A 25,303-nucleotide genomic window follows, 5' to 3' on the forward strand; every position below is an offset into this window, starting at 1 on the left:
AATGCGATTCAGGCGCCCACTGGGCGCCTGAAGGCAGTAACGGCCGCAACGGCCGAGTCTGTATGGCTATGCCCGCTTGGCGTGATGCGACCGGTGTTAGCGACGCTGACTAGATCAGCCTGATCGCCGCCGCCTCGAGGCGCCGTAACGCCTTACCTGCTCGCTATGCCCTTGGATGCATAGCGATACTGGGCAACCCGACCGTCTGCAGGATCCCTGCAAGCAGGGCCGGGCAGCCTTACTCGCCGCGCGGCTTCGGCGGACCCTTGCGGTGCGGCGCGCCGGCGCGGTCCATCGGACGGCCCGGGCCGTTCGGGCGACCGGACGGCTTGCCGCCACGCGGGAAGCGCGGCTTGGACGCCGCTGCGGCCGCTTCGCCGTCTTCCAGCTTGCGCATGTTGAGCTGCTGGCCAGACACCCAGACCTTCTTGAGGTGCTGCAGCAGTTCGCGCGGCATGTCGGCCGGCAGATCCAGAATCGAGTAATCGTCCTGGATGTCGATACGACCGATATAGCGGCTTTCCAGCCCGGCTTCGTTGGCGATCGCGCCGACGATGTTGGCCGGCTTCACGCCGTGGCTGTGGCCCACTTCGATGCGGTAGCTCTCCATGCCGAACTCCGGCTCGCCACGTGGGGCCGGCTCGCGGCGTGGACGCTCGCCGGCATCGTCACCGCGCGGCGGGCGTGCAGTGCGCTCGCCGTCGGCACGCGGGCCACGTTCGAACTTCGGCTCGAAGCGGGGGCGATCGCCGCGGTCGGCACGCTCATGACGTTCGCGCGGCGCAGTGTCCTCGCGCGCACCGCGCACCGGCGGGGTCAGCAGGAACGGGGCATCGCCCTGCAGCAGCTTGGCCAGCGCGGCGGCGATATCGATCGCCGGCACGTTGTTTTCGGCCTCGTAGCGCTGCAGCAGGTCGCGGTACATGTCGATCTGGCCACCGGCCAGGGTCTCGGTGATGCGGCTCATGAAACGCGCGACGCGGGTGTCGTTGACCGCGTCCACGCTCGGCAGCTGCATCTCTTCGATCGGCTGACGGGTGGCGCGTTCGATGGAGCGCAGCATGCCCTTCTCGCGCGGCGTCACGAACAGGATCGCGTCGCCGTTACGCCCGGCACGGCCGGTGCGACCGATGCGGTGCACGTAGCTTTCGGTGTCGTAGGGAATGTCGTAGTTCAACACGTGGCTGATGCGCTCCACGTCCAGACCGCGTGCGGCCACGTCGGTGGCCACCAGGATGTCCAGCTTGCCGTCCTTGAGCTGGGCGATGGTCTTCTCGCGTGCGGCCTGCTGCATGTCGCCGTTGATGGCCGCTGCCGCCATGCCGCGCGCCTGCAGCTTCTGCGCCAGCTCTTCGGTGGCCGCCTTGGTGCGCGCGAAGATGATCATGCCGTCGAACGGCTCGACCTCGAGAATGCGGGTCAACGCGTCCAGCTTGTGCAGCCCGCTCACCCACCAGTAGCGCTGGCGGATGTTGGCCGAGGTGGTGGTCTTGGCCGCGATGGTGACTTCGGCCGGGTCCTTCAGATAGGTCTGCGCGATACGGCGGATGGCCGGCGGCATGGTGGCCGAGAACAAGGCCACCTGGCGCTGCTCCGGCAACTTCTTCAGCACCGCTTCGACGTCGTCGATGAAGCCCATGCGCAGCATTTCGTCGGCTTCGTCCAGCACCAGCGTCTTGAGCTGGGACAGATCCAGGGTACCGCGGTCCAGGTGATCGATCACCCGGCCCGGGGTACCGACCACCACATGCACGCCGCGCTTGAGCGCGCTCAGCTGCTGGGCATACGGCTGGCCGCCGTAGACCGGCAGCACGCGGAAGCCGGGAATGGCTTCGGCATATTTCTGGAACGCCTCGGCGACCTGGATGGCCAGTTCGCGGGTCGGGGCCAGCACCAATGCCTGCGGCTTGACCTGGTTGAGATCGGCGTTGGACAGCACCGGCAGCGCGAATGCGGCGGTCTTGCCGGTACCGGTCTGGGCCTGGCCGAGCACATCGCGGCCGGCCAGCAACGCGGGGATGGTGGCAGCCTGGATCGGCGACGGCGACTCGTAGCCGACATTGGCAACGGCCTTCATCACAGCGTCCGAGAGGCCGAGATCTGCAAACAGCAGCGGCGCGGAAGATTCTTGGGTCATGGGTAACTCCGGAGGCGCCGCACGGAGCCGGCAGGCGCAAAGCAGCATAGTGTGCCTCTTCAGCCCCCTTGCTGTCGAAATTTTCGTGACAGTCCATTCAGGTTGTGAGGAATTGCGCTGCTGCGCGAATCATCCCCCGTGTCGTCCCTTGACCTGCCCGACCGGAGCCACGCCCCTGGACACAGACCTGCACACCCGCTTCAGCGCCCTGCTGCAGCAGCATCGCGGCATCGTGCTGAAGGTGGCGGCCAGCTATTGCCGCGGACGCGACGACCGCGACGAACTGGCGCAGGAAATCGCCACGCAACTGTGGCGGGCATTTCCCGGCTACGACCCGGGTCGGCGCTTTTCCACCTGGATGTACCGCATCGCCCTGAACGTGGCGATCAGCGATCTGCGCGGCCGCCGCGCGGCCGGCGAGCCGATCGCGCTGGATGCGGTGATGGAGCGCATCGCCGATCCACAGGCGCACGACCCTGTACGCGCGCAACAGGTGGCCGCGCTGTATGCCTTCATCGCACAGCAACCGCCGCTGGAACGCGCGCTGCTGTTGCTCTATCTGGACGAGCACAGCTATCGCGAAATCGGCGAAGTGCTCGGCATCAGCGAAACCAATGTCGCCACCAAACTCAGCCGACTGAAAACGCGCATTCGCGCCGAGCTGTGAACCCCACCGATCCGCAACCGGAGCAAGACATGGAACTGGACGACATCGCCCTGGCCTGGCGTTCCCTGGAACAACGGCTGGACCAACACGCTGCACTCACCGGCCAGGTGGTCGGCGACCTGCGCAGCCACGCAGCGCGCGCGCATCTGCGCCCGTTGTGGCTGAGCCAGTCGGCGCAACTGCTGTGCGCCATCGCAGTGAGTGGCATCGTTGCCCACAGTTGGCTCAGTTTCGCCGAACAGGCCGCTGCCGTCGTCGGCGGCGTGTTGCTGCAGGCGTGGTGCGTTGCGCTGGCTGCGTCTGCGGCCCGTCAACTGTGGCTGTTGTCGCAGTTGGATTTCGCCAGGCCACTGCTGCAGACACAGCGCGCGCTTGCACAGCTGCGGCGCTGGCGCACACGCGTGGCGCCGTGGCTGGGCGTGGCGTTCTGGGTGCTGTGGGTGGCAGTGGCAGACGCTGCGTGGCGGGTCTTCACCGGCCAGTCGTTGCCGACCGCCTGGCTGCTATGCAACCTGCTGGTCGGTGTCATCGGCGGCATCGGCACCTGGCTGGGCTATCGACGGCTGCAGCGCAGCGGTCACCCCTGGCTGGAACGCCTCGACACCGCGCATGCCGGCCGCAGCGTCGCCCGCACCGAGACCCTGCTGGAACAGATCGCGCGTTTCCAGCGCGAGTAGGCGGATAATCGCGGCCTCCCTGCCACCGAGCACACCATGCAATACCTGGAATTCGACCTGGACGGCGACTACATCGAACTCAACCAGTTGCTCAAGCTGGCCGGCATTGCCGACAGCGGCGGCCAGGGCAAGGCGATCGTCGCCAGCGGCGCGGTCAGCGTCGACGGCGTGCAGGAGCTGCGCAAGACCGCCAAGATCCGTCCCGGCCAGCTGGTGCAGCTGGACGATGTGGAAATTCGCGTATTGGCATGGAACCCGGACGCCGAGCCTGACGCATGAGGGTGGTGGAGATCGGCCGGCGCAACAACGCACCTTCGGCCGACGATCCAACCCACGACGTCTGTGTTTTTTCGATCGCCATCGACTCGGACCAGCCGTTCTGGCTGGAGCAGTCCATCCGCGGCGGCCATGCCGAGCGAGGCGGCTGCAGCATGCTGGCCTTGCACGAACTGGATGCCTGGCGCGGCGACTGGCGTGCAGAGGTGACCAGGGCCGGTTGCGCCTGGGTGATTCCACTGCTGGAGCAGGCCCTGCATACCGGCGATACGCAGGCGGCCACCGATGCAATCCTGGCGCGGGTGCAAGCGACTGATTGAAGCTCACACCCGCCGGCGACGCTGCATCAAATGCCCAGCAGTGCGCGCACCAGTTTGATGATGCCCCAGAACGACACCACCCAGATGGCGCTGCGCAGGTACGGAATACCCGCGGCATACACCGGCACATACGCCACGCGCGCCCACAGGTAGAGCTGCACGGCGAGTGCTGTTTCTGCGCTGGTGCGCCCGGCCACGCTCACCGCCAGCACGGCGGCCGCGAAGATCGGAAAGGTCTCGAGATAATTGCGAAACGCACGGTCCAGCCGCGCCGCCACGCCGGTGAGCGGCTTGGCCTCGCCATCGCGTGCGCTGGCATTCCACTTGGTGCCGCGCTGGGCGGTCATGCTGGCCGAGGCGGCCAGTAATTGCACCAGCCCGAGCACCATCGCCCAGCCCAGCATCTGCAGCTCGATCGTCAGTGGCATACGTTTCTCCCGGCCGATGGAAACATCACTTCACCGCCGTGCGCAGGCTGTAACCGGCCAACCGCCAGGTCTTGTCTTCGTCCAGACGGAACGAGACCAGCTCGCGGACCGGCTGCTGCGCCTTGGCGAAACGGGTCGGGAAGCTGACGTTGACATACAGGCCTTCGGGCACCTGCGCGCCGGGACCGTACTTGACCCGCGTGACCGAGCCCTGCCCGCGCCCCACCACCGCACCCAGCCGCGCGCGTTCGGTGCCGATCTGGCTGACGAAGACGTCGCGCTTGACCGCGGTCTTGGCCACCTTGGACGCGCCATCCCACAAGGACGCGACCTGGTTGCCGTCCACCATCTGCGCCACGCGCAAGGCGGCCTGGGTCATCTCGGTGTTCTGCTTGGTCAGCTGCGCCTGCTGCGCCGGGCTGAGCGCCGGCTGCCCTGCGGGCGCTGCAGCGGCCGGTTGCGCTGCCGCCGGGCTGGCAGGGCGACCGGCCGCCTGCGGTTGTTGAGCGAACGCCAGCGCTGGAGCCAGTGCCAACACGATAACCAGACGAGAACGAAGCATTGGATGGGGACCTTGTACGGATCGGGTGGAAAGGGAGAGGCGCCACCCACCTTTTAGTGGGTAGCGCAGTCTAGAGCGCGTCATGCGCAACACAAGTCTGCGGCTGCAGGTCCGGGGACGGCGCTGAGGGCGACAAAGCAAGCGCTGACGCGGGCCTTTTGGAAAACACACTTCTCGAGCGCGCAAGCGGCGAGCAGAGACCTCCGGCCACCAATGCGCGCATTGGAAGTCATCAGGTCTGGCAGCGGCGTTTCATCCTTCTGTCTGGAGTGGCAGGCATGCTGCAGATGTCGGGCTCGGCTGGGTGCGCGGACGCGTGCCGCAATCACGTGAAGTGACCAGGCGCGCATTCCGCACAGGCACGCACCAACCTTGAATTCCCATTGCCGTTGTCAACGCGATCTAGACCTCGCTCCCGGGAGCCGGCGGTACGGCCGCCACGCCACGCGGCCGCCACAGACGCCAACTGACCCAGAAGGCACGCGCGATCGCGGCAATCAGCGCCGCCAGACTCAGCCAGGTGGCCAGCGTCGCCGGCCATTGTTCGTGCATGGCCGCAGCGGCCAGACGCAGCAGCTCGGCCACACCGAAGCCAACCAGCACCAACAGGGCCGAAGGTAGATATGCCAGTAACACACCCTTGGTCTTGCCTCGCATACGCCCCCCGGCTCGGTTGTGATGCAGCGACGATAGGCAGCGCGCAGTGCGATACGCGTGAAGCCCATCACTGCGCTCAACCGTCGGGGTGCGTCGCGGGCGACGGGCCGGCCTGGGCCGCGTCCTGCGCTGGCGCGGAGTCTGGCTCGGCTGCAGGTGTCGCCGCACCTGCGGCATCGCGCTGGGCTTGGTCGTTGTGCGTCTGGCCGGCCTGCGCCTCACCGGTCTGCGTCTCGGACGTCGGGCTGGCCGGCAGCGCCGCGGCATCGGTTTCGGCCAGCGGGCTTTCTTCCGGGCAGGCCGCATCCGGAAAGCCGAAGCGCTGCTTCAAGGCCAGGCCGCAGGCATTGACCGCGTCCAGGTCTGCACCCTCGCCCTTGCACTTCTGGTCGAAGGCGACCAGAAACGCGTCCTTGCGGCGTACGAAGGCATCGCCGCACTTGCGCATCTGGCGGATGCGTTCCAGATCGTCCTGCACGGCGTTGGTGCCGTCCAGCCCGTATTCGCGCAACTCTTCCACGCTGAGCAGGCGCAGGCTGCGGTTGGGCACGGTCATCATCAAGTCGGCCACCGCCACCGCCACGCCGTTGCGCTCCAGGTAATCCTTGACGTTGCCGTAGACTTCGCGCAGTTCGCGATTGAGCTCGGCGCGCGAAGTGGCCTTGGAGCTGATCCGCATCATGCGGTGAATGCCGACCTTGCCGGCGACCAGGCGGTTGTCGCCGGCCGCCAGCACGAACACGCAGGCGCTGTGGCAGATCGAGCCTTCGCGCACCCAGATGGTCCAGTTGGACTCGCCGATGGTATCGCCGGCGCGGATCGCCGCCTCCACCTGCCCGCCACTGGAATCCAGGTCCAGGATGCGATGCGGCAACTTCCACTGCTCCGCGACCGAGGCCAGCCGCCACACCAGCGCCGCAAAACCTGCATTGATCTTGCCGGCGTAGCGCACCCGCACCAGCCCGGTCTCGCGGCACGGCGCCAGCGCCGCTTCCACGCTGGCCCGGTCCAGTGCCGGCAACAGGGTGCCGTCGCCGGCCTCGCGGCTGTAATCGGTCGCGCAGCTGATCCAGGCCTGGCCCGATTCCAGTTCCGCCTGCGGCCAGCCGGCCTCGCCCGCCTGCGTGCGCGGGCGCGGTGGCGGGACCGGGTCGGGCGTATCCACCGACACCATGTGATCGCCATCGCTTGCCTGCCCTGCACCACTCTGCTGCGCAACCGCTGCATCGGCGGAGGTCGCCGACCGATCGCAGGCGGCCAGCAGGAGCAAGCAGGCAAGGGACAGACAAACCGATTTCAGCATGATGTGGGGCACGGAGCGCGACGGAGATCACCCGCAGTCTATGGCTGAATGGGTCGATGGGTTGACCCGGCCATGAACGCGCGGGCTCGCCGCAACCCTGTCCGAAAACGGCCAGCCGGCGCCAGGGCGAGCGCATAGACTGGCGCCATGCAGACCGCAACGCCCGACCGAACCCAATGCGACCGCGCGCGCCTGGCACGCGATGCACGCTTCGACGGGCTGTTTTTCACCGCCGTGCGCAGCACCGGCATCTATTGCCGCCCGGTGTGTCCGGCGCCGCCGCCGAAGCCGGCCAATGTCAGTTACTACCCCACTGCCGCGGCAGCCAGCGCCGCCGGCTACCGGCCGTGCCTGCGCTGCCGGCCGGAGCTGTCGCCGCAGGCGCAGCAACATCTGGGCGAAGAAAGCGTGCAGCGTGCGCTGGCGATGATTGCCGACGGCGCGCTGCAGGAGCAGCCGGTGCAGACGCTGGCCGATGCGGTGGGCTTGAGCGCGCGCCAACTGCAGCGGCAATTCGTGCAGCAGCTGGGCGCCACGCCGATCCAGGTGCACGGCACGCATCGGCTGCTGCTGGCCAAGCAATTGCTGACCGAAACCGCCCTGCCGGTCACCGAGGTCGCGCTTGCGGCAGGCTTCAACAGCCTGCGCCGCTTCAACGCGGCCTTCGTGCAGGGCTGCGGCATGCCGCCCTCTGCATTGCGCAAGCAGCGTACCGAGGTCCCCGGCGGCGAACTGACATTGCGCCTGGGCTATCGCCCGCCACTGGATCTGCCGGCGATGCTGGCCTTCTTGCAGCGCCGCGCGATCCCGGGCATCGAGCAGGTCGATGCCAACGGCTACCGGCGCGTCATCGGCCCGCCGGGCAAGGCCAGCGTGATCGAGGTCAGCGCGGCACCGCAGCGCGCGGAACTGCTGCTGCGCATCGGCGCCACCGACCCGCGCCAGATTCCGCAGATCGTGCGGCGCGTGCGCCGGCTATTCGATCTGGATGCAGACCTGCAGGCCGTGCACGCCACGCTCGCGCCGGAACCGTTGCTGGCCGAGGCGCTCGCGCGCCGCCCCGGGCTGCGCGTACCCGGCGGGTGGGACGGCTTCGAAGTGGCGGTGCGTGCGGTGCTGGGCCAGCAGATCAGCGTGGCCGGCGCGGCAACGCTGGCAGCGCGGCTGGTGAACCGTCATGGCGGTCATCATGCCGACATGCCACCCGGACTGGATCGCAGTTTCCCCACGCCCGAACAGCTGGCCGACGCGCCGCTGGAACAACTCGGGCTGCCGCGTGCGCGCGCCGCCACGCTGCGTGCGCTGGCATCGGCCTGCGCGCAAGGCCAGCTGCACTTCGGTGCCGGGCAGCGCCTGCCTGATTTCATCGCCGCCTGCACCGCGCTGCCCGGAATCGGGCCGTGGACCGCGCATTATGTGGCCATGCGTGCGTTGTCGCATCCGGACGCGTTTCCGGCCGGCGACCTGATCCTGCAGCAGGTGCTCGGCGCTCCCGGGCGCCTGAGCGAACGCGCCACCGACGCCCGTTCGCAGGCGTGGCGACCGTGGCGCGCCTACGCCGTGCTGCACCTATGGCATCTGGCCAACGACCGCAAGGACACCCGCGCATGAGCACACTGCACTACGACACCTTTCCCTCGCCGATCGGCGCACTGAGCGTGGCCGCCGACGACAGCGGCGTGCACCACATCCTGTTCGCGCAGAACCGCTACGACGCCATCGGCCGTGCGCGCTGGTTGCACGACCCTGATGCGCCGCTGGTGCGCGAAGCACGCGAACAGTTGCTCGATTACCTGCATGGCGGGCGACGCAGTTTCGATCTGCCGCTGGCGCCGGTCGGCACACCGTTTCAGCTGACGGTCTGGCGCACGCTGGCGCAGATTCCGTTCGGGCAGACCTGGAGCTACGCGCAACTTGCGCAGGCGGTCGGCAAGCCGGCCGCGAGCCGCGCGGTGGGCGCTGCCAACGGACGCAATCCGCTGCCGATCGTGCTGCCCTGCCATCGCGTGATCGGCGCCAATGGCACGTTGACCGGCTTCGGCGGCGGCCTGCCGACCAAGCAGGCCTTATTGCAGTTGGAAGGCTGGTCCCCGCGTGGCGCGCGCGCCGACGATCTGTTTGCACCTGCCTCGGCAGTGCGCACTGGCTGACTTCGCGGCGTCATCGCTGCGCCGTAAACTGACGCCATGATCGACCGACGTTTTGGAGTTGCCGCAGCGGCGCTTGCCTTGCTTGCGGCCTGTAGCAGCCAGCCATCTGCGCGCAGCGCGCCCACGCAGGCGCCAACTGCAGCGCCCAAGACCGCATCGGCCAGCACCCCGCACACACTGCTGCTCATCTCCATCGACGGCCTGCGCGCGGACATGCTCGATCGCGGCATCACGCCGAACCTGTCGCAACTGGCACGCGAAGGCGTACGTGCGCGCTGGATGACGCCCTCGTATCCGTCGCTGACGTTTCCCAATCACTACACCCTGGTCACCGGGCTGCGCCCGGACCACCACGGCATCGTGCACAACAGCATGCGCGACCCGACGCTTGGGGGTTTCTGGTTGAGCAAGTCCGAGGCGGTGGGCGATGCGCGCTGGTGGGGCGGCGAACCGGTGTGGGTGGGCGTGGAAAACAGCGGCCAGCATGCGGCCACCTGGTCGTGGCCAGGCAGCGAGGCGGCAATCAAGGGCGTACGCCCGTCGCAGTGGCGCCATTATCAAAAAGGCGTGCGCCTGGACACGCGCGTGGACGCAGTGCGGGGCTGGCTGAAAACCGACGGCGCCCGGCACAATCGCCTCGTCACGCTCTACTTCGAACATGTGGACGAAGCCGGCCACGACCACGGCCCGGAATCGCGCGAATACGCCGACGCCGTGCGCGCGGTGGATGCGGCCATCGGCCGGCTGCTGACAGGCATGCAACGCGATGGCACGCGTACGCGCACCAACATCATCGTGGTCTCCGACCATGGCATGGCCGAGGTTGCGCCGGGGCATGCGATCAGCGTGGAAGACATCGCGCCGCCGCAGATCGCCACCGCAATCACCGATGGCCAGGTGATCGGCTTGCAGCCACTGCCCGGGCAACAGGACGCTGCCGAGGCCAGCGTGCTCGGTGCGCACGACCACTACGACTGCTGGCGCAAGGCGGAGCTGCCGGCACGCTGGCAGTACGGCAGCCACCCGCGCATTCCGTCGATCGTGTGCCAGATGCACGAAGGTTGGGATGCACTCTTCCCGGACAAGCTTGCCAAACGCGCGCAGCGGGGCACACGTGGCTCGCATGGCTTCGATCCGGCATTGCCATCGATGCGGGCGGTGTTCCTGGCGCAAGGCCCGGACCTGGCGCAAGGCAAGACACTGCCAGGCTTCGACAACGTGGATGTGTATGCGCTGATGACCCGGCTGCTGGGTATTCCGGCAGCGCCCAACGATGGCAACCCGGCAACCTTGCTGCCGGCCTTGCGCGTGCCGCCGGCAGCCGACGCCAAATAGACGCGACCGGCACCCGCAGCAACGCCGCCATGCGCGCGCGCAGCATCCACGCCGAAAACGCGCACGCAGGCAAGACGCCGCGCCACGTCGTGGCCGCGCGGCTCATGTCGGCGACAGCACAGGAATGTGGCTCGCTGTAGACACCGCTGCGGCCCAGCAGTGCGACAATGACGCAATGTCTGGTTCCAATCCCCCGCCGCGTCGCTTGCGGCCGTTGTTGTCCAGCGAAGGCTGGCGTCGTCGCGCTGCACTGTGGGGCGGCGCCATTGCGGTGGCGCTGGTGGCGATCGTATTCGCCAAGGCCAGCGACGCGGCCTTTCATCTATTTCAACGCATAACCGCACACTCGATTTGGTGGGCACTGCTGCTGACGCCGGGCATCTTCGCGCTGCTCGCCTGGCTCACCTCCGGTGCGCTGCGGCCCACGCGCGGCAGCGGCATTCCGCAGGTAATAGCCGCGCTGGAGCACCCGGAGCCGGCGTTTCGCGACAGCAACCTCTCGTTGCGCGTGTCGGTTGGCAAGCTCGCGTTGACCACCTTGTCGCTGCTCGGCGGCGCATCGGTGGGACGCGAAGGACCCACCGTGCATGTCGGCGCCAGCCTGATGCATGTGTTCGGGCGCTGGTTCGGTTTTCGCGACCCACGCGAGCTCTCGCATTTCCTGCTCGCCGGCGGCGCCGCCGGTATCGCGGCCGCATTCAATACCCCGCTCGCGGGCGTGGTCTTTGCGATTGAAGAGCTGAGCGGGCGTTTCGAGCACCGCTTTTCCGGCACCCTGCTCACCGCGGTGATCGTCGGTGGGGTGGTGTCGCTGGGCCTGCTGGGCAACTACACCTATTTCGGCAAGGTGGCCGTGGCCTTGCCCTTGGGCCAGGCCTGGCTGGCGATCGCCTTGTGCGGCAGCGTGGCCGGGTTACTCGGCGGCATCTTCGCGCGGATGGTGCTGGCCAGCGTCAGCGGTAAACCGCGCTGGTTGGGCGCGCTGCGCCAACGGCATCCGGTGCTGCTGGCCGCGTTGTGCGGCGTTGCCCTGGTCGGGCTGGCGCTGGTGTTCGGGCAAGGCGCCTTCGGCACCGGCTACGAACAGGCGCGCAGCCTGGTGCAGGGGCATGCGGTGGTCGGCCACGAGTTCGGCATGATGAAACTCATCGCCAACCTGGTCTCGTATCTGGCCGGCATTCCAGGTGGCCTGTTTTCGCCGGCGCTGGCAGTGGGTGCCGGCATCGGCCACAACCTCTCGATACTGATGCCCAGCGTGGACCCGCGCACCTTCGTGCTGTTGGGCATGTGCGCCTATCTCACCGGCGTGACCCAGGCGCCGCTGACCTCGGCGGTGATTTCGCTGGAACTCACCGACACCAGCCAGATGCTGCTGCCGATCCTGGCCACCGTACTGATCGCGCGCGCAGTCTCCGGGCTGGTCTGCAAGACGCCGATCTATCGTGGCCTGGCCGAGCAGTTGCTGGCACCGGGTGGCGCTACCGTGGCACCGACGACTTCCGCGCCTGGTCACTGACGCTGGATGCGGCCGGCCAGCAGTGCGCAGCGCGGCCGGCTGCGACAGCAACGATCCAGTGCCGGGTCGCCTGGTGATCGACCACATGTCCCGGCGTTGATCGGGTGGCGCCAGGCGTAAGCCAGCGCGCACACGTACGCCAGGTCCATGAACGTGCCGGGGAAAAGACGTTGCCGCGAACTGATCGGGCATCGCCTGACCAGCCGGCGCCTTCACGATGCCGGCCGGGCAATGCCGGACAGCGGACATAAAAAAACGCGGCGCAAGCGCCGCGTTCTGGTGTCGCGAAGCTGGCCGGGATCAGCCGGCCTTGGCGACGGTCTTCTTGGCGACGGCCTTCTTGGCCGGGGCCTTGACCACGCCCTTCTTGGCAACCGGGGCAGCTGCACCCACGACAACCTTGCTCACCGCGTGCGAACGCGAATTGCCGTAGCTGGCGTTGTAGCGCTTGCCCTTGGCGGTCTTACGGTCACCCTTACCCATTTCGTCGACTCCTGAATGTGAATACAAATTCCCGTGCTGGCACAGGTCTGGCGAGGTTTCACCGGCGGCGCCCTCGCGCAAGGCCGACAAGCCTACCACGGCGGCCCCGGCGCGCGTAGCTGGGCAGCGCCCGGCCGCCTTGCCGCACTGATCGATCCAAGAACGATGGATGCAGTCGTGGACTGTGCTCGGCCGCGGTTGGAGCAGCAGAGCAGCCAGAAAATGCAGGGGGCGGACGGGAGGAACTCCGCTGTCCGCACCGGCCTGGCGGTGGCGCAACCGCACGACGACAAAGGCTTAGTGCGGCTGACAAAACGTAGCGAGCAGCTATCAGGTAGGCACGCTCAGAACCTTAGCGTACGCGTGGTACATGCCGATCCGAGCACCGGCCGCGCCCGCCTGGCGGCTGCGCAGTCGTGTTGTTAGCCGCTCTTAGTGCGCGCAGCTGGCGTCGTGCACATGCCCATGCCCGTGATTCAGGCGCAGATTGACCAGGTGGGCGATACCGACCAGGGCGCCGCCCAGCGTCATCACCACCGCATGCGGCACCACCGAATGATGAAGCGGGTCGTACAGCAGGCCCAGCCACAGCAACCCCAGGCCGGGCAGCAGCAACGCCAGTGCATGCAGCGCTTTATGCCGGCGATACCCGAGCACAAGGCTGAAAAGGCCCAGCAGCGTCACGAACACCACGATGGCCCGTTCCACCCCGTCGCCCAGCCAGAACGACAGGCCCAGCGAAGGCGCCAGCGCCAGCACCAGTGGCAATACCGCACAGTGCACCGCGCACAGCAGCGAGCCGGTTGCGCCGAAGCGGTCAAGAAGATGGCGAAGGGTTGGTAGAGGCATGACGTCCAGCAGGGTACTCGCGGCGACGTGGAATAATATAACATCTTACTGTTCCAGCCCCGCATCAGTGCATCGCGCAGTCATGCGGGCTCGCCGCCGGCGCAGCAGGAAAGCTGCGCCTTACCACTGATACACAGTAACAATTACAGAGTACGGTCCACCATGCCCTCTTTTGCTCCCTCTTTCCGCCGTTCTGCGCTCTCGCTGGCCCTGACCAGCCTGCTGACCCCTGCCCTGGCCATGGCCGAGGACGCTCCGGTCGCTGCCGATGGGCAGACCCCGCCCAGTTCGGACACGCGCCACGATGCCAGCCCCTCCAGTGGGCGTCATATCAAGGATCTGGACAAGGTGGTGGTCACCGCCAGCCCGCTGCGCGATGCGGCCGGTGAGTTGAGCCGCCCGGTGGAAGTGCTGGCCGGCGAGCGTCTGGACGAGGTGCGCAGTTCCAGCCTGGGCGAAACCGTGGCCAGCCTGCCCGGCGTGCAGAGTTCCAACTTCGGACCCGGCGTGGGCCGGCCGATCATCCGCGGCCTGGACGGCCCGCGCGTGGCAGTGCTGCGCGACGGCCTGTCCACCCAGGACGTATCCACCGTCAGCCAGGACCATTCCCCGGCGATCGAGCCGTTCCTGGCCAATCAGATCGAAGTGCTGAAGGGTCCTTCGACCTTGCTGTATGGCTCCGGCGCCATCGGCGGCGTGGTCAACGTGGTCGACGGGCGCATCGCCGAGACCCCGGTGGACGGCTTCAGCGGGCGCGCCGAAGTGCGCATGGACGGCGGCGACAAGGACGGCAACACCGATATGTTCCGCGTCGATGCCGGTAATGGCAGCGGACTGTCGATCCACGCCGATGGCGTGTATCGCAACCAGAACGACTACGACACGCCGAAGGGTCGCCAGCTCAACAGCTGGATCGATTCCAAGGTGGGCTCGATCGGTGCATCGCTGTCCGGCGACTGGGGGTTTGTCGGCCTGTCGGCATCGCGTTTCCGCGACAACTACGGCAACCCGGGCGAGCCGGGCGACCCGTCCATCGGCGAGCGCGGCGTGTCGCTGAAACTGCAGCAGGACCGCTACGACCTCAAGGGCGGGCTGACCGATCCGTGGGGCGAAGGCAGCGCGTTGCGTTACAGCTTCGGCCATACCGATTACGCACATACCGAATTCGAAGGCGCCGAAGTCGGCACCGTGTTCACCAAGCGGGCCAACGAAGGCCGCGTGGAAGCCTCGTTCACGTTTGGCGGCGGCTGGCAGACTGCATTCGGCCTGCAAGGCAGCGACAGCACCTTCCAGGCGATCGGCGAAGAATCCTTCGTGCCCAAGACCGATACACGCTCGCTCGGCGCATTTGCCGTTGCGCGCAACAGTTGGGAGCGGGTCACCGCCGAAGTCGGCGCGCGCGTGGACAAGGTCAAGTACCAGACCGATGTCGGCGTGGATCGAGATTTCACGCCGACCAGCTTCTCGGCCAGCGGCGGTTTCCGCTTCAACGAACAATGGCGTCTGACCGCCAACCTGGACCATGCCGAGCGCGCGCCGGCCGAAGAAGAACTGTTCGCCAACGGCCCGCACATCGCCACCCTCGCCTTCGAAATCGGCAACGCCAACCTGAAGACCGAGAAGGCCAACCAGGCCGAGCTGGGATTGAATTTCCAGAATGACTGGGTGGATGCCAAGGTGGCGGCGTACTACAACCGCTACAACGACTTCGTCTACATCGTCGACACCGGCGGCCAGTGGTTCAACGAAGAAGACAACGACTTCCTGCCGATTCGCCAGTGGACGCAGGCCGATGCGATCTTCCACGGCTTCGAAGGCGAGGCCACCTTCCACCTGGCCAACAACGAGAACGGTGCGTGGGACCTGCGCGTGTTCGGGGATACCGTGCGGGCGCGCCTGAACGATGGCGGCAACCTGCCGCGGATCGCACCGGGCCGCTTCGGTGCGCAGCTGCGCTGGGATGCGCAGCAGTGGCGCGCATCGCTCGGTGCCACCCGCACCATGAAGCAGGACAAGGTGGCAGTGAACGAAACGCCGACCGACGGCTACACCTTCGTCGATGCACATCTGGCGTATCACGTGGACCGCGGCAGCACGGCGTGGGAAGTGTTCCTGGACGGCAACAACCTGACCAACCAGGACGCACGCGTGCACACCTCCTTCCTCAAGGACGATGTGATGCTTCCTGGCCGCAGCGCCTCGTTCGGCGTGCGCCTGTTCTTCTGACGGCAGACTCTCTCCCCTGCTGACTGGAAGGAAGGCCGCCTTCGGGCGGCCTTTTTTATGTGCATTGCCGAGCTATCGGCGCCGGCTTGCGCGCACTGTACTGCGCCTGCAGTCGCGTTCGCCAGCGCGTGGATTTGCACGGCACTCAGGACGGGAGCACCGACGCGCGACACGCCAGCACGACCTTCTTCCCAACGTGGAAGCGCAGCCCACGGCTGCTGCGTCGCACAACACGCTGCGGCGCATCTAGGGTTAAAACTTCATTAGCACTGCGCTGACAGGGGGCGCAAGCGACGCGATAGCGCGGGCGCGCGCGTGCACTGGCTGCCGATGCCTGCACACGCGGCGTGGCTCGGCAGCGTTCTTGCACTTTAAGAAAAGGAGCCATGCGCATGCGTTTTTCATCGCCCCGCTACACCCTTTCGCTTGCCGTCGCTGCCGCGCTGCTGGCACCGGATGGCCGCACGCAGACCGCCACGCCTGCATCAGGCAACCAGGAGGCCACCACGCTGGATGCGGTTATCGTCAGCGGCACCGCGCGCTTCAAGGGCCTGGCCAAGCGCGACGCCAGTTTTTCGATCACCACGGCCAGCCCGGAGCAGATCCAGCAGGCGGTGCCGCAAAGCACCGCCGACCTGCTCAAGATCGTGCCCGGAGTGTGGGCCGAGCCCAGCGGTGGCGGCACCGGCGCCAACATCTTCGTGCGCGGCATGCCATCGGAAGGCGATGCGCCGTTCGTGACCATGCAATTGGATGGTTCGCCGCTGTTTCCGCCGCCGACCTTGTCGTTCCTGGAGAATTCCACGCTGTTCCGTGTCGATGACACCGTCGATCGCATGGAAGTGCTGCGCGGCGGCTCCAGCCCGATCTTCTCCAACGGCCAGCCCGGATTGACCGTCAATTTCATCCAGAAAAAAGGCCAGGACGAACCCGAAGGCAGCGTGCGCCTGACCGGCGGCAACAACGCCTTGCGCCGCATCGATGTGTTCAACAGCGGACCGATGGGTAATGGCTGGTACTACAGCGTAGGCGGTTTTTTTCGCGAAACCGACGGCGTGCGCGACCCGCAGTTCTCCGCCGACAAGGGCGGCCAGTTGAGCGCCACCTTGAGCAAGCGCTGGGACAACGGCGAGCTGTCGTTCTACGCGCGCCACACCGACGATAACAACGCGTTCTACACCGCGATCCCGTTGCTCTCGCGCAACAACGGCAACGATCTTTCCAGTTTCCCCGGCTTGAACGCGCAGACCGGCACCCTGCTCGGCCGCGACTTCCGCAATGTGGATCTGTTGGTCGGACCCGATGGCCAGACGCTGCGGCGCGACCTGGCCGACGGGCGCGGCGTCAACATCGACGTGTTCGGCGGCGAATGGAACTGGGAGAGCGGCGGCTGGACCGTTGCAGACCGCTTCAACGTGATCAGCGGCAGCGCACCGACCTACGCGCTGTTTACCGGCGATGCGCCACAACGCCTGGGCGATTTCATCGCCAGCTACGGCAGCAGTGGTAGCGCCAGCTACACCAATGGGGGCGGCGTGGTGGATGCGAATCAGCAGGTGCTCGAAGCCGGATGGTGGTCGGTGGACAAACGCCTGAATTCCTTTACCAACGACCTGCGTCTGAGCCGCGAGCTGTTTGCCGGCAACACGCTGACGGTGGGCGCGTATTACGCCAAGTATTCCTCTGCCGACACCTGGTACCTGGGCAATACCATGTTGCTCACCGCGCAAAACAACGCGCGCCGCATCGATGTGGCGTTGGACGATGGCCGCCAGGCCACGCGCCAGGGGTTCACCAGTACCGCGTTCTTGAACCTGCGCGCCAAGTACGACGGCGAAAACATCGCCGCCTTCGTCGCCGACGAGTGGGAGCTGAGCGAACGCCTGCGCCTGGACCTGGGCGCACGCTATGAGCGCCAGAGCGTCACCGGCGATGTGCACGACACTACGACCGTGGATCTGGATGGCAACCCGGCCACGTTGTACGACAACGCCACCTCGCTGGCGCTGGCGACCACCCGGCGCATCGATCAGAACGATGAAGCGCTGTCATGGACAGCCGGTCTGAACTTCACGCTGGACCAGCACAACAGCCTGTTTGCGCGGGTCAACTCCGGGGTGAAGTTTCCCGGCTTCGACAACCTGCGCGATGGGCAGACCCGCGTGCAGGACGTGGATCAATACGAGCTGGGTTTGAAGTCCGGCACAAGCGTCTACGACCTGTATCTCACCGCGTTCTACAACACCTTCAAGAACTCGCCGTTCCAGGCATTCCTGGCCAATGGCGAGAACTTCACCGCCGTGGGCGATTCGCGCGCACGTGGCCTGGAGGTGGAGGGTGCGATCCGGCCGTTCGGCGGGTTCGAGCTGGCTGGCACCGGGGTGTGGCTGGACGCCAAGTACCGCAATTATCGCGAGTTCACCGGCAACCAGGTGATGCGCCAACCCAAGCGCCAGTTCCGCATCACGCCCAGCTATTACTGGATGCTGCCGTTCGGCGACCTCAAGGTGTTTGCTACCTATTCGTACATCGGCGAGCGCTTTGCGGACCTGGCCAACAGCCAGCGCCTGCCTTCGTACGACATGCTGGATATCGGCGCCAACCTGCATGTGGGCGAACATTGGGAAGTGACGGCCAGCGGCAGCAACGTCACCGACACGCTGGGCCTGACCGAAGGCAACGTGCGCGTGCCTGGCGCAGCCACCGGTGGTGTCTTCATGGGCCGCCCCATCGCCGGGCGGCAGTTCCAGATGTCGGTGGCTTACCGCTGGTAGTTTGCCGCCACACGCTGAGCCGCGCAGCAGCGCAGACTGCTGCGCGGCACCTCGCTACCGCATGTCTCGATGCGCAGCCTGGTGGCACTGGCATGCCCGGGCCATGGCCGACGTTGCCAGACGCTGCGGGCCCCATGCGTTTTCCCATGCGCGGCAGACCGTGTAACACGGTGATGACAGGACGGAGCCGAACAGCGCCGCATGCGAAGCACGACGACGCATCGTGATCGCTTATTTCGATCGAAGTGACTGCCACTGCCAAATTTTTCTGCAATTTTCGTCGGCAGAACTTCGCATGCAACGCATCACCCGACACGCCAGCCGTAAATTGCGCGATGTGTCACGAAGATGTCGTCGCTGGCATGCCTTGCAGACAATGCTGCCCCCATTTGTAATCCAGGCGTTCTTGATGCACACGCATCGACAACATCGGCTGCGTCGACACGCACAGGGGAGCCGACGCCGGACCTGACCGCAGCGTCCATCGGCAGACATGCGCTTGGTAACTCAACTGGGATAAACGCACATGGCTCTTGTTGCAGCCTCCTTTGCATCGATGTCGCACACCCCGGGCATCGACACGCCGCATCTGACTGCCTGCGGTGCAGCTCGGCTTTCGGATCGCACTGCCTGACGGGCTTTCCGGACCCGGCTGGCACCTGTTGGGTCCTTCACTCGCATTCCTCTTTCCGGCTCCACCAACACCGGCTTCACAGGCGCGAGCTTCGTGGAGTGGAGCAGCTGCAAAGGCCGATCGCGCGGTTGGCCTGACGGAGGAGTGTGTCACTCGACGGCGCCCCCCATTTGACTGGAATCAAACGGAATGAACTCTCTTCGCAGGCGACCTCTCGCGCTGTTGATCGTTGTCCTCCTGAGCGGCAGTACGCCGCCGTCGGTACTTGCTGCCACCCAGGCAACGGCTGCCGCCACCCCGGCCACTGCCAGCGCCAGCGCCAGCAATAGCGCCACAGCGAAAGCCACTGGCAACGACCCATTGCTGCGGTACCAGTGGCATATCTCCAATCAGGGGCAGGCCGTGATCGGCGACAGCCGTCCGGTCGCCGGCGTGGACATGGATGTCGACATCCTGCATGCCCTGGGCATTCGCGGCCGCGGCGTGCGGGTCGGCGTAGTGGACGATGGGCTGGAATTGGGCCATGAAGATCTGGCAGACAACATCCTGCCAAACGGGTCGCACAATTTCGGCGACGGGTCACACGACACCACGCCGATCGACCCGAACAATGGTCACGGCACGTCCGTCGCCGGCATCATCGGTGCGGTGGGCTGGAATGGCCGCGGCGGACGCGGCGTGGCGCCAGAAGTGCAACTGGCAGGATTCGACATGTTTGCGCGCGATTCTTCGATCACCGATGCCAGCGTCCGTTATGCATGGGGCGATGGGCCGGAGGCGCGCAACATCGATGTCTTCAACAACAGCTGGGGTTCGACTACCCCGTTCTACCAGGATTTTCCGCTGGAAGACCAGCGCAGCTGGGAAGCATTGATGGCTTCGACACGCGGAGGCCTTGGCGGCATTTACGTCAAATCTGCGGGCAATAGCTTCCTGCGCTTCCTTGCGCCCGACGAGAACGGAAACCCCGTCAATAGCTGCAGCGAACAATCGCGTGCATTGAAAGTCGGCTGCTCGCTGGCCAACATCGATCCGTTGGCAAATCTGCCTGGAACCATCGTCGTGGCCAGCCTGAATGCCAAGGGCACCCGTGCCTCGTATTCGTCCACAGGCTCTGCGTTGTGGGTCTCCGGTCTTGGCGGCGAGTTCGGCCGTCAACGCAAGTTCTATCCCGACGCAGCGTCCACCTTTTTCCCGGATTCGGCGCCCTATGCCTACGATCCGGCGATTGTCACCACCGATCTCAGCGGCTGCGCAGCTGGCGACAACGTCGAAGCTCCCGACGTGGTCTACAACGCATTGGACGGCAGCAAGTCGAAGATCGACGCATCGTGCAACTACAACGCCGTCATGAACGGCACCTCGGCTGCAGCGCCCACGGTGTCTGGCGTGGCTGCGTTGATTCTCGGTGCCAATGCGAGCCTGAGCGCACGCGACGTCAAATATATCCTTGCGACAACCGCGCGCCAGATCGACCCATGGCAGCCGCAGGCGGTCTACCAGGGCAGCGTGATCGATCCGGGCTGGATCACCAACGCAGCCGGGCACCGCTTCAGCAATTGGTACGGCTTCGGCCTGGCCGATGCCGCGGCCGCGGTCTACAAGGCGCGCTATTTCACGCCCCTGCCGCCCATGCGCGATACCCAATGGATCAGCTCCACCGATGCCGCCAGTCAGATCGGCGGCCCGGCGCGCCCGGGCAAACTGCGCATCCGTGTGCAGCAGGCGATGAAGGTGGAAGCGGTGCAGCTGTCGCTGCAGTCGGCGCACAAGACGCCGTCCAACCTGCGTGTGGTGCTGGTGTCGCCGAGCGGGACGCGCAGCGTTGTCGCCACGCCGTTTTCCGTCCTGGATCCGGCTGCTTATGCGCAGACCGGGTTCTATATCGACCTGACCTCCAGCAATGCGTTTCTGGACGAGAAATCGCGCGGCATCTGGACCCTGGAAGTGACCGACATGAGCGATCCCAGGAGCACTGTCGCACTCAACGCTTTCAAACTTCGCATCGTGGGGCACTGATATGAAACCGATGATTGTTGCTTGCCTATTGACGCTGTCACTCGCCGCAACCGGTGCTGCCCAGGCAGTGCAATACATGGACGCCAACACCCTGCGTGCGGCAGCGACCGGCGTGCGTTTCAAGTCCGGACCGGACATGTTCCGCATGCTGCCGGCCACGGTGGTGAGCGAGCACAAGCCGCCACGGAACGCGATATCGGCGCAGCGGTCGGCAGCCAAAGCCGGCATTACGGGTGCGGTGGCCCCCAGCGACAAGGTCGCCGCGCGCATCGGGCCGTATGCGGTCGTGCTGGATGCGCCTGCGGGTACCGCACGCAGTCTTGCCACGAACACCGAACGCCCCATCGCCGCTGCGGTGAATGAGCGCAACGGGCGTGTCGTGCTGGTCAACCCGCAGGTGAAACTCACCGGTATCACGCCCGCCACTGCGAAATCGCTGGCTGCCAGCACCGGCGGAACCATTGCATACACCTCGACGGTGGACGGCAGCGCGGTGATCACCTATGCATCGGTGGACCAGGCCCAGCGCGCACTGCCCGGCCTGCAGCGCAGCAGCGGTGTCGCGCAGGCGGCGCTGGTGGTCATGCAGGCGGTGATGCAACCGATGTAAGTACATCGGCCGCAGGCCGATCCCTGCGGCCGTTTCACGTCAGGCAGCCTGCCGGCCGGTTTGGCCGGCACCTGCATCTGGCGTGCGCCCCCATGACCGATACCATGCCATGACACTGTCTCCCCTGCGGCGATTGCCGCTGCTTTGCGCGTGCCTGCTGGCGCTCGGGCCCTTCTCGCTGACAGCCGATGCTGCAGCAACCGGCGTTGACGCGCCGATCAAGACCACCCAGAACACAAACAATGCCAGCGACCCGTTGTTCCGCTACCAATGGCATCTGCTCAATCAAGGCCAGCCGGTGTTCGGCGACCAGCGTCCACGGCCAGGCGTCGATCTGGATGTGGACATCCTGCACACGCTTGGCATTCGCGGAGCCGGAGTCAAGGTGGCGGTCATCGATGGCGGGCTTGAGATTGCGCATGAGGATCTCGTCGACAACATCGTTGCCGGCGGCTCGCATAACTTCTTGAATGGTTCCAACGATCCGACGCCGCCTGCGGATGAAATCGACAATGACCACGGCACCGCGGTCGCCGGCATCATCGCGGCACGCGGATGGAACGGGCTGGGTGGACGCGGTGTTGCGCCGGAGGCGAATGTAGCTGGCTTCAATGCACTTTCCATAGTCGATGGCAGCAAGCAGTACGTCGATATCCGTTACTCCTGGGGCGATGGCCCGGAAGCCCGTGCGATGGACGTGTTCAACAACAGCTTCGGCATCTCGACAGCGGTCTATCCATTCAGCGATCTCGACGAGCAGCGCTCTCTGGAAAAAATGATGCGTGCCCAGCGTGGCGGCAAGGGCGGCATCTACGTCAAGGCAGCCGGCAATGATTTCAATACGCTGCTTGATGTGGATGCACAGGGCAAGCTGATCGATCGCTGCAGCGACCAGACCCGGCAGCTTGGCGTCGCCTGCAGCAGCGCCAATATCGACAACCTCAACAGCCTGACCACCATGATTGTGGTCGGTGCGGTCAACGCCGACGGTGTGCGTGCGAGTTATTCCTCGCCCGGATCCGCAGTGTGGGTGTCCGGTCTCTCCGGCGAATTTGGGTTCCAGCGTCGCTTCGACCCGCATCCTGAGACTTACAGTCCGTTCTATACACTGCTCGCTGCACAGGGACCGCAACCATTCTTCTCACCGGCGATCGTGACGACCGATCTGAGCGGATGCGCGGCAGGCAATAACCGCGATCGCACGCGTGCGCCGCAGAACGCGCTGGATACCAGCCACTCAAAGATCGATGCCTCGTGCAACTACAGCGCACGCATGAACGGCACCTCTGCCGCCACACCGACGGTTGCAGGCGTCGCAGCGCTGATGCTGGGCGCCAACCCGCAACTGACGTTGCGCGATGTCAAATACATCCTGGCGACGACGGCGGTGCAGGTCGATCCCCATCAGGCCAAGGCGTTCTACAAGGACGCCGTGATCGAGCCCGCCTGGATCACCAACGCGGCCGGCCACCGTTTCAGCAACTGGTATGGCTTCGGCTTGGTGGATGCAGCCGCGGCGGTGGAGCGTGCGATGCATTTCACTCCGCTGCCTGCAATGCAAGACACCGAGTGGACCGTCTATGACGGCAAGAGCAGCACCATCGGCGGTATCGGTTCGCCAGCGCGATTGGCGATCGACATCAAGCAGTCCTTCAAGGTGGAAGGCGTACAGCTGTACTTCGCGGGGACGCACAAGAATCCTCGTCAACTGCGCGCCGTGCTGGTCTCGCCCAGCGGCACCCGCAGCACCGTGATGACGCCGTTTTCCACGCTCGATCCGGGCGATGGCTTCGTGGTCTTCCTGACCTCCAGCAATGCCTTCCTGGATGAGGCGGCCGCCGGTCGCTGGACATTGGAGGTGGACGACATGCTCGCCGACAACGGCAAGGAACAACTGCAGCAATTCGAAATGCGCGTGGTGGGCCACTGACATGAAAACTTCTCTGATCACATTGCTGTGCGTCGTTGCCGCCAGCATGTCTGCACCCGCCTCGGCACAGGTATTCGATCGCGTCCGCCTGCGGGCTGCCGCAACCGGGCAAACCGTGGTGGTGGACCGTGCCAGTTTCCGGCTGATTCCAGCGGCAGTGGTACAGCTGGCCGACACCACGCGCGGTACGGCCGCCACGCAAACGCTAGCAAGCACGCAGGCCAGCGCGAACGCACCGGTTGCCCGCGTCGATCGCTACGCGATCTACCTGGACACCAGCGGCGCGGCGAACGCGGTCGCGCGCACCGCGCGCAGCGAACCACCGGCGACCGTCGTTGCCGCGCTGGAAACGCGGAGCGGCCAGCCGGCATTGCTCGGCGCTTCGATCAAATTGTTCGAGACCACGCCAGCCATCGCGCGCGCACTGGCCACGCGTACGGGCGGCAGGCTGATCTATGCCTCCGCCACCGACGGCAGCGCGATGATCGGCTATGCCTCGGCGATGACCGCATTAAATAATTGCCGCCAGCTGCAAGGCAGCAACGGCGTGGGCGCGATCAAGCCGGAAGTGATCGTTCCGGCGGCACGGCCGTTGTGACGCCACTGCACGAGGACCGCGGCAGTCACGCGTGCCACGCTGCTGCAGTGTGTTGCAGCGTGGCGCGTTGGCGCAGCCCGCCTTACAGCGGCAGCGGGCTGCGCTCTGCAAAATGCCCGCGCCAATAGGGGTAGTACGGGTACGGCGGCTCCACCGCGCTGGCCTGATCCAGGCGGGCACGCTGGTCCTCGGTCAACGACCACCCCACCGCGCCGAGGTTTTCGCGCAGTTGCGCCTCGTTGCGTGCGCCAATCAGCACCGTGCTCACGGTCGGCCGCTGCAGCAGCCAGTTGATGGCGATCTGCGGCACGCTGCGGCCGGTCTCTGCGGCGATGACGTCGAGCGCATCGACGATGTCGAACAAGCGCGTATCGTCGATCGCCGGGCCGGCCGCGGCGGTGGCGTGCAGACGGCTGTGTTGTGGCAATGGCTGCCCACGCCGCAGCTTGCCGGTCAGCCGCCCCCAACCGAGCGGGCTCCACACCACCGCACCGATACCTTGGTCGATACCCAGCGGCATCAGCTCCCATTCGTAGTCGCGCCCGGCCAGCGAGTAATACGTCTGGTTGGCGACAAAGCGGCTCCAGCCGTGCGCATCGGCGACCGCCTGCGACTTCATCAGCTGCCACCCGGAATAATTGGACGCGCCCAGATAGCGCACCTTTCCCGCGCGCACCAAGCCATCCAGCGTGGACAGGGTCTCTTCCATCGGCGTCATCGCATCGAAGGCGTGCAGCTGCAGCAGATCGATGTAGTCGGTGCGCAAACGCCGCAAGGAGGCCTCCACCGCACGCAGCAAACGGAAACGCGAGGCGCCGGCATCGTTGGGGCCATCGCCCAGGCGCAGGCCGGTCTTGGTCGAGAGAATCACCTGATCGCGGCGGCTCTGCAGGGCCTGGCCAAGGATGTCTTCGGATGCGCCATCGGAGTACACATCGGCGGTATCGAACAGGTTGAGCCCTGCATCCAGGCACACATCGATCATGCGCCGCGCCTGCGCCACATCGGTATCGCCCCATGCAGAAAACAGCGGCCCCTTACCGCCGAACGTGCCGGCCCCCAGGCCAAGCACGGGCACCTTGAAACCGGAACGGCCCAGTAGACGGGTTTCCATTGAGAATTCCTTGGTAACGTTGAATGAGAGATGCGTTG

22 protein-coding genes and 1 other RNA gene are annotated in these 25,303 nt (G+C 66.0%); 14 read left to right on the plus strand and 9 right to left on the minus strand.

What is annotated here, in order from left to right:
* Positions 1-238: 238 nt before the first annotated feature.
* The gene (locus J7396_RS07215) at positions 239-2,137 is read right to left on the minus strand and encodes a DEAD/DEAH box helicase (RefSeq protein ID WP_209261230.1); all 1,899 of its coding nucleotides are present in this window, start codon (positions 2,135-2,137) and stop codon (positions 239-241) included.
* A 148-nt stretch (positions 2,138-2,285) separates the two neighbouring features.
* On the opposite strand from J7396_RS07215, the gene J7396_RS07220 reads away from it, so the two are divergent.
* Genes J7396_RS07220 through J7396_RS07235 form a run of 4 tightly spaced genes read left to right on the plus strand, consistent with a single transcriptional unit; the run spans position 2,286 to position 4,077 of the window.
* Positions 2,286-2,804 (plus strand): sigma-70 family RNA polymerase sigma factor, encoded by a 519-nt coding sequence (locus J7396_RS07220; protein WP_008576880.1) that lies wholly within the window; start codon positions 2,286-2,288, stop codon positions 2,802-2,804.
* A gap of 29 nt (positions 2,805-2,833) precedes the next feature.
* Positions 2,834-3,481, plus strand: coding sequence for a hypothetical protein (locus J7396_RS07225; protein ID WP_209261231.1), 648 nt, complete (start codon positions 2,834-2,836; stop codon positions 3,479-3,481).
* A 36-nt stretch (positions 3,482-3,517) separates the two neighbouring features.
* Positions 3,518-3,760: an RNA-binding S4 domain-containing protein gene (locus J7396_RS07230; RefSeq protein ID WP_005912879.1), complete on the plus strand. Its 243-nt coding sequence runs from the start codon at positions 3,518-3,520 to the stop codon at positions 3,758-3,760.
* Positions 3,757-4,077, plus strand: a complete 321-nt coding sequence (locus J7396_RS07235) for a hypothetical protein (RefSeq protein WP_209261232.1) — start codon at positions 3,757-3,759, stop codon at positions 4,075-4,077. The genes J7396_RS07230 and J7396_RS07235 overlap by 4 nt, the downstream gene beginning before the upstream one ends.
* Before the next feature lie 26 nt (positions 4,078-4,103).
* Here the strand turns inward: J7396_RS07235 and J7396_RS07240 are convergent, their stop codons facing one another.
* From J7396_RS07240 to J7396_RS07255, 4 genes are all read right to left on the minus strand, one after another.
* Positions 4,104-4,505, minus strand: a complete 402-nt coding sequence (locus J7396_RS07240) for an MAPEG family protein (RefSeq protein ID WP_005912874.1) — start codon at positions 4,503-4,505, stop codon at positions 4,104-4,106.
* A 25-nt stretch (positions 4,506-4,530) separates the two neighbouring features.
* The gene (locus J7396_RS07245) at positions 4,531-5,067 is read right to left on the minus strand and encodes a DUF4019 domain-containing protein (protein WP_011348040.1); all 537 of its coding nucleotides are present in this window, start codon (positions 5,065-5,067) and stop codon (positions 4,531-4,533) included.
* Between the two features lie 402 nt (positions 5,068-5,469).
* Positions 5,470-5,724: a hypothetical protein gene (locus J7396_RS07250; RefSeq protein ID WP_005912872.1), complete on the minus strand. Its 255-nt coding sequence runs from the start codon at positions 5,722-5,724 to the stop codon at positions 5,470-5,472.
* 76 nt (positions 5,725-5,800) lie between these two features.
* Positions 5,801-7,027: a hypothetical protein gene (locus tag J7396_RS07255; protein WP_065628369.1), complete on the minus strand. Its 1,227-nt coding sequence runs from the start codon at positions 7,025-7,027 to the stop codon at positions 5,801-5,803.
* 147 nt (positions 7,028-7,174) lie between these two features.
* Between J7396_RS07255 and J7396_RS07260 the strand changes: the two genes are divergently transcribed.
* From J7396_RS07260 to J7396_RS07275, 4 genes are all read left to right on the plus strand, one after another.
* Positions 7,175-8,638 carry an AlkA N-terminal domain-containing protein gene (locus J7396_RS07260; protein WP_209261233.1) on the plus strand — a complete coding sequence of 488 codons (1,464 nt, stop codon included), beginning with the start codon at positions 7,175-7,177 and terminating at the stop codon, positions 8,636-8,638.
* On the plus strand, positions 8,635-9,177 hold the full coding sequence (locus J7396_RS07265; RefSeq protein ID WP_209261234.1) for a methylated-DNA--[protein]-cysteine S-methyltransferase: 543 nt from the start codon (positions 8,635-8,637) through the stop codon (positions 9,175-9,177). The genes J7396_RS07260 and J7396_RS07265 overlap by 4 nt, the downstream gene beginning before the upstream one ends.
* A gap of 36 nt (positions 9,178-9,213) precedes the next feature.
* Positions 9,214-10,512, plus strand: coding sequence for an ectonucleotide pyrophosphatase/phosphodiesterase (locus J7396_RS07270; protein WP_209261235.1), 1,299 nt, complete (start codon positions 9,214-9,216; stop codon positions 10,510-10,512).
* A 124-nt stretch (positions 10,513-10,636) separates the two neighbouring features.
* A complete protein-coding gene (locus tag J7396_RS07275; RefSeq protein WP_094030634.1) occupies positions 10,637-12,028 on the plus strand; it encodes a chloride channel protein in 1,392 nt (463 codons plus the stop codon).
* 300 nt (positions 12,029-12,328) lie between these two features.
* On the opposite strand, the gene J7396_RS07280 is transcribed toward J7396_RS07275, so the two are convergent.
* The 3 genes from J7396_RS07280 to J7396_RS07290 form a co-directional block, all read right to left on the minus strand.
* The gene (locus J7396_RS07280; protein WP_008571876.1) at positions 12,329-12,511 is read right to left on the minus strand and encodes a 30S ribosomal protein THX; all 183 of its coding nucleotides are present in this window, start codon (positions 12,509-12,511) and stop codon (positions 12,329-12,331) included.
* A gap of 304 nt (positions 12,512-12,815) precedes the next feature.
* Positions 12,816-12,883: non-coding RNA, sX9 sRNA (locus tag J7396_RS07285), on the minus strand.
* 60 nt (positions 12,884-12,943) lie between these two features.
* A complete protein-coding gene (locus tag J7396_RS07290) occupies positions 12,944-13,360 on the minus strand; it encodes a MerC domain-containing protein (RefSeq protein WP_008571877.1) in 417 nt (138 codons plus the stop codon).
* Positions 13,361-13,522: 162 nt separating this feature from the next.
* Here J7396_RS07290 and J7396_RS07295 point away from each other — a divergent pair, with 162 nt between their 5' ends.
* From J7396_RS07295 to J7396_RS07320, 6 genes are all read left to right on the plus strand, one after another.
* The gene (locus J7396_RS07295) at positions 13,523-15,586 is read left to right on the plus strand and encodes a TonB-dependent receptor (protein WP_209261236.1); all 2,064 of its coding nucleotides are present in this window, start codon (positions 13,523-13,525) and stop codon (positions 15,584-15,586) included.
* 392 nt (positions 15,587-15,978) lie between these two features.
* Positions 15,979-18,360, plus strand: coding sequence for a TonB-dependent receptor (locus J7396_RS07300; protein WP_209261237.1), 2,382 nt, complete (start codon positions 15,979-15,981; stop codon positions 18,358-18,360).
* A gap of 856 nt (positions 18,361-19,216) precedes the next feature.
* On the plus strand, positions 19,217-21,013 hold the full coding sequence (locus tag J7396_RS07305; RefSeq protein WP_209261409.1) for a S8 family peptidase: 1,797 nt from the start codon (positions 19,217-19,219) through the stop codon (positions 21,011-21,013).
* Between the two features lies 1 nt (position 21,014).
* Complete coding sequence (locus J7396_RS07310; RefSeq protein ID WP_209261238.1) at positions 21,015-21,623, plus strand: hypothetical protein; 609 nt, start codon at positions 21,015-21,017, stop codon at positions 21,621-21,623.
* A 109-nt stretch (positions 21,624-21,732) separates the two neighbouring features.
* Positions 21,733-23,553, plus strand: a complete 1,821-nt coding sequence (locus J7396_RS07315; RefSeq protein ID WP_122272546.1) for a S8 family serine peptidase — start codon at positions 21,733-21,735, stop codon at positions 23,551-23,553.
* A gap of 1 nt (position 23,554) precedes the next feature.
* Positions 23,555-24,151 (plus strand): hypothetical protein, encoded by a 597-nt coding sequence (locus J7396_RS07320; RefSeq protein ID WP_122272545.1) that lies wholly within the window; start codon positions 23,555-23,557, stop codon positions 24,149-24,151.
* An 82-nt stretch (positions 24,152-24,233) separates the two neighbouring features.
* Here the strand turns inward: J7396_RS07320 and J7396_RS07325 are convergent, their stop codons facing one another.
* Entirely contained in the window at positions 24,234-25,265 is a 1,032-nt protein-coding gene (locus J7396_RS07325; RefSeq protein ID WP_209261239.1) for an aldo/keto reductase, read from the minus strand.
* Positions 25,266-25,303: the final 38 nt, after the last annotated feature.

The organism is Xanthomonas sp. A1809 (assembly GCF_017746015.1).
Classification (GTDB): Bacteria; Pseudomonadota; Gammaproteobacteria; order Xanthomonadales; family Xanthomonadaceae; genus Xanthomonas; species Xanthomonas euvesicatoria.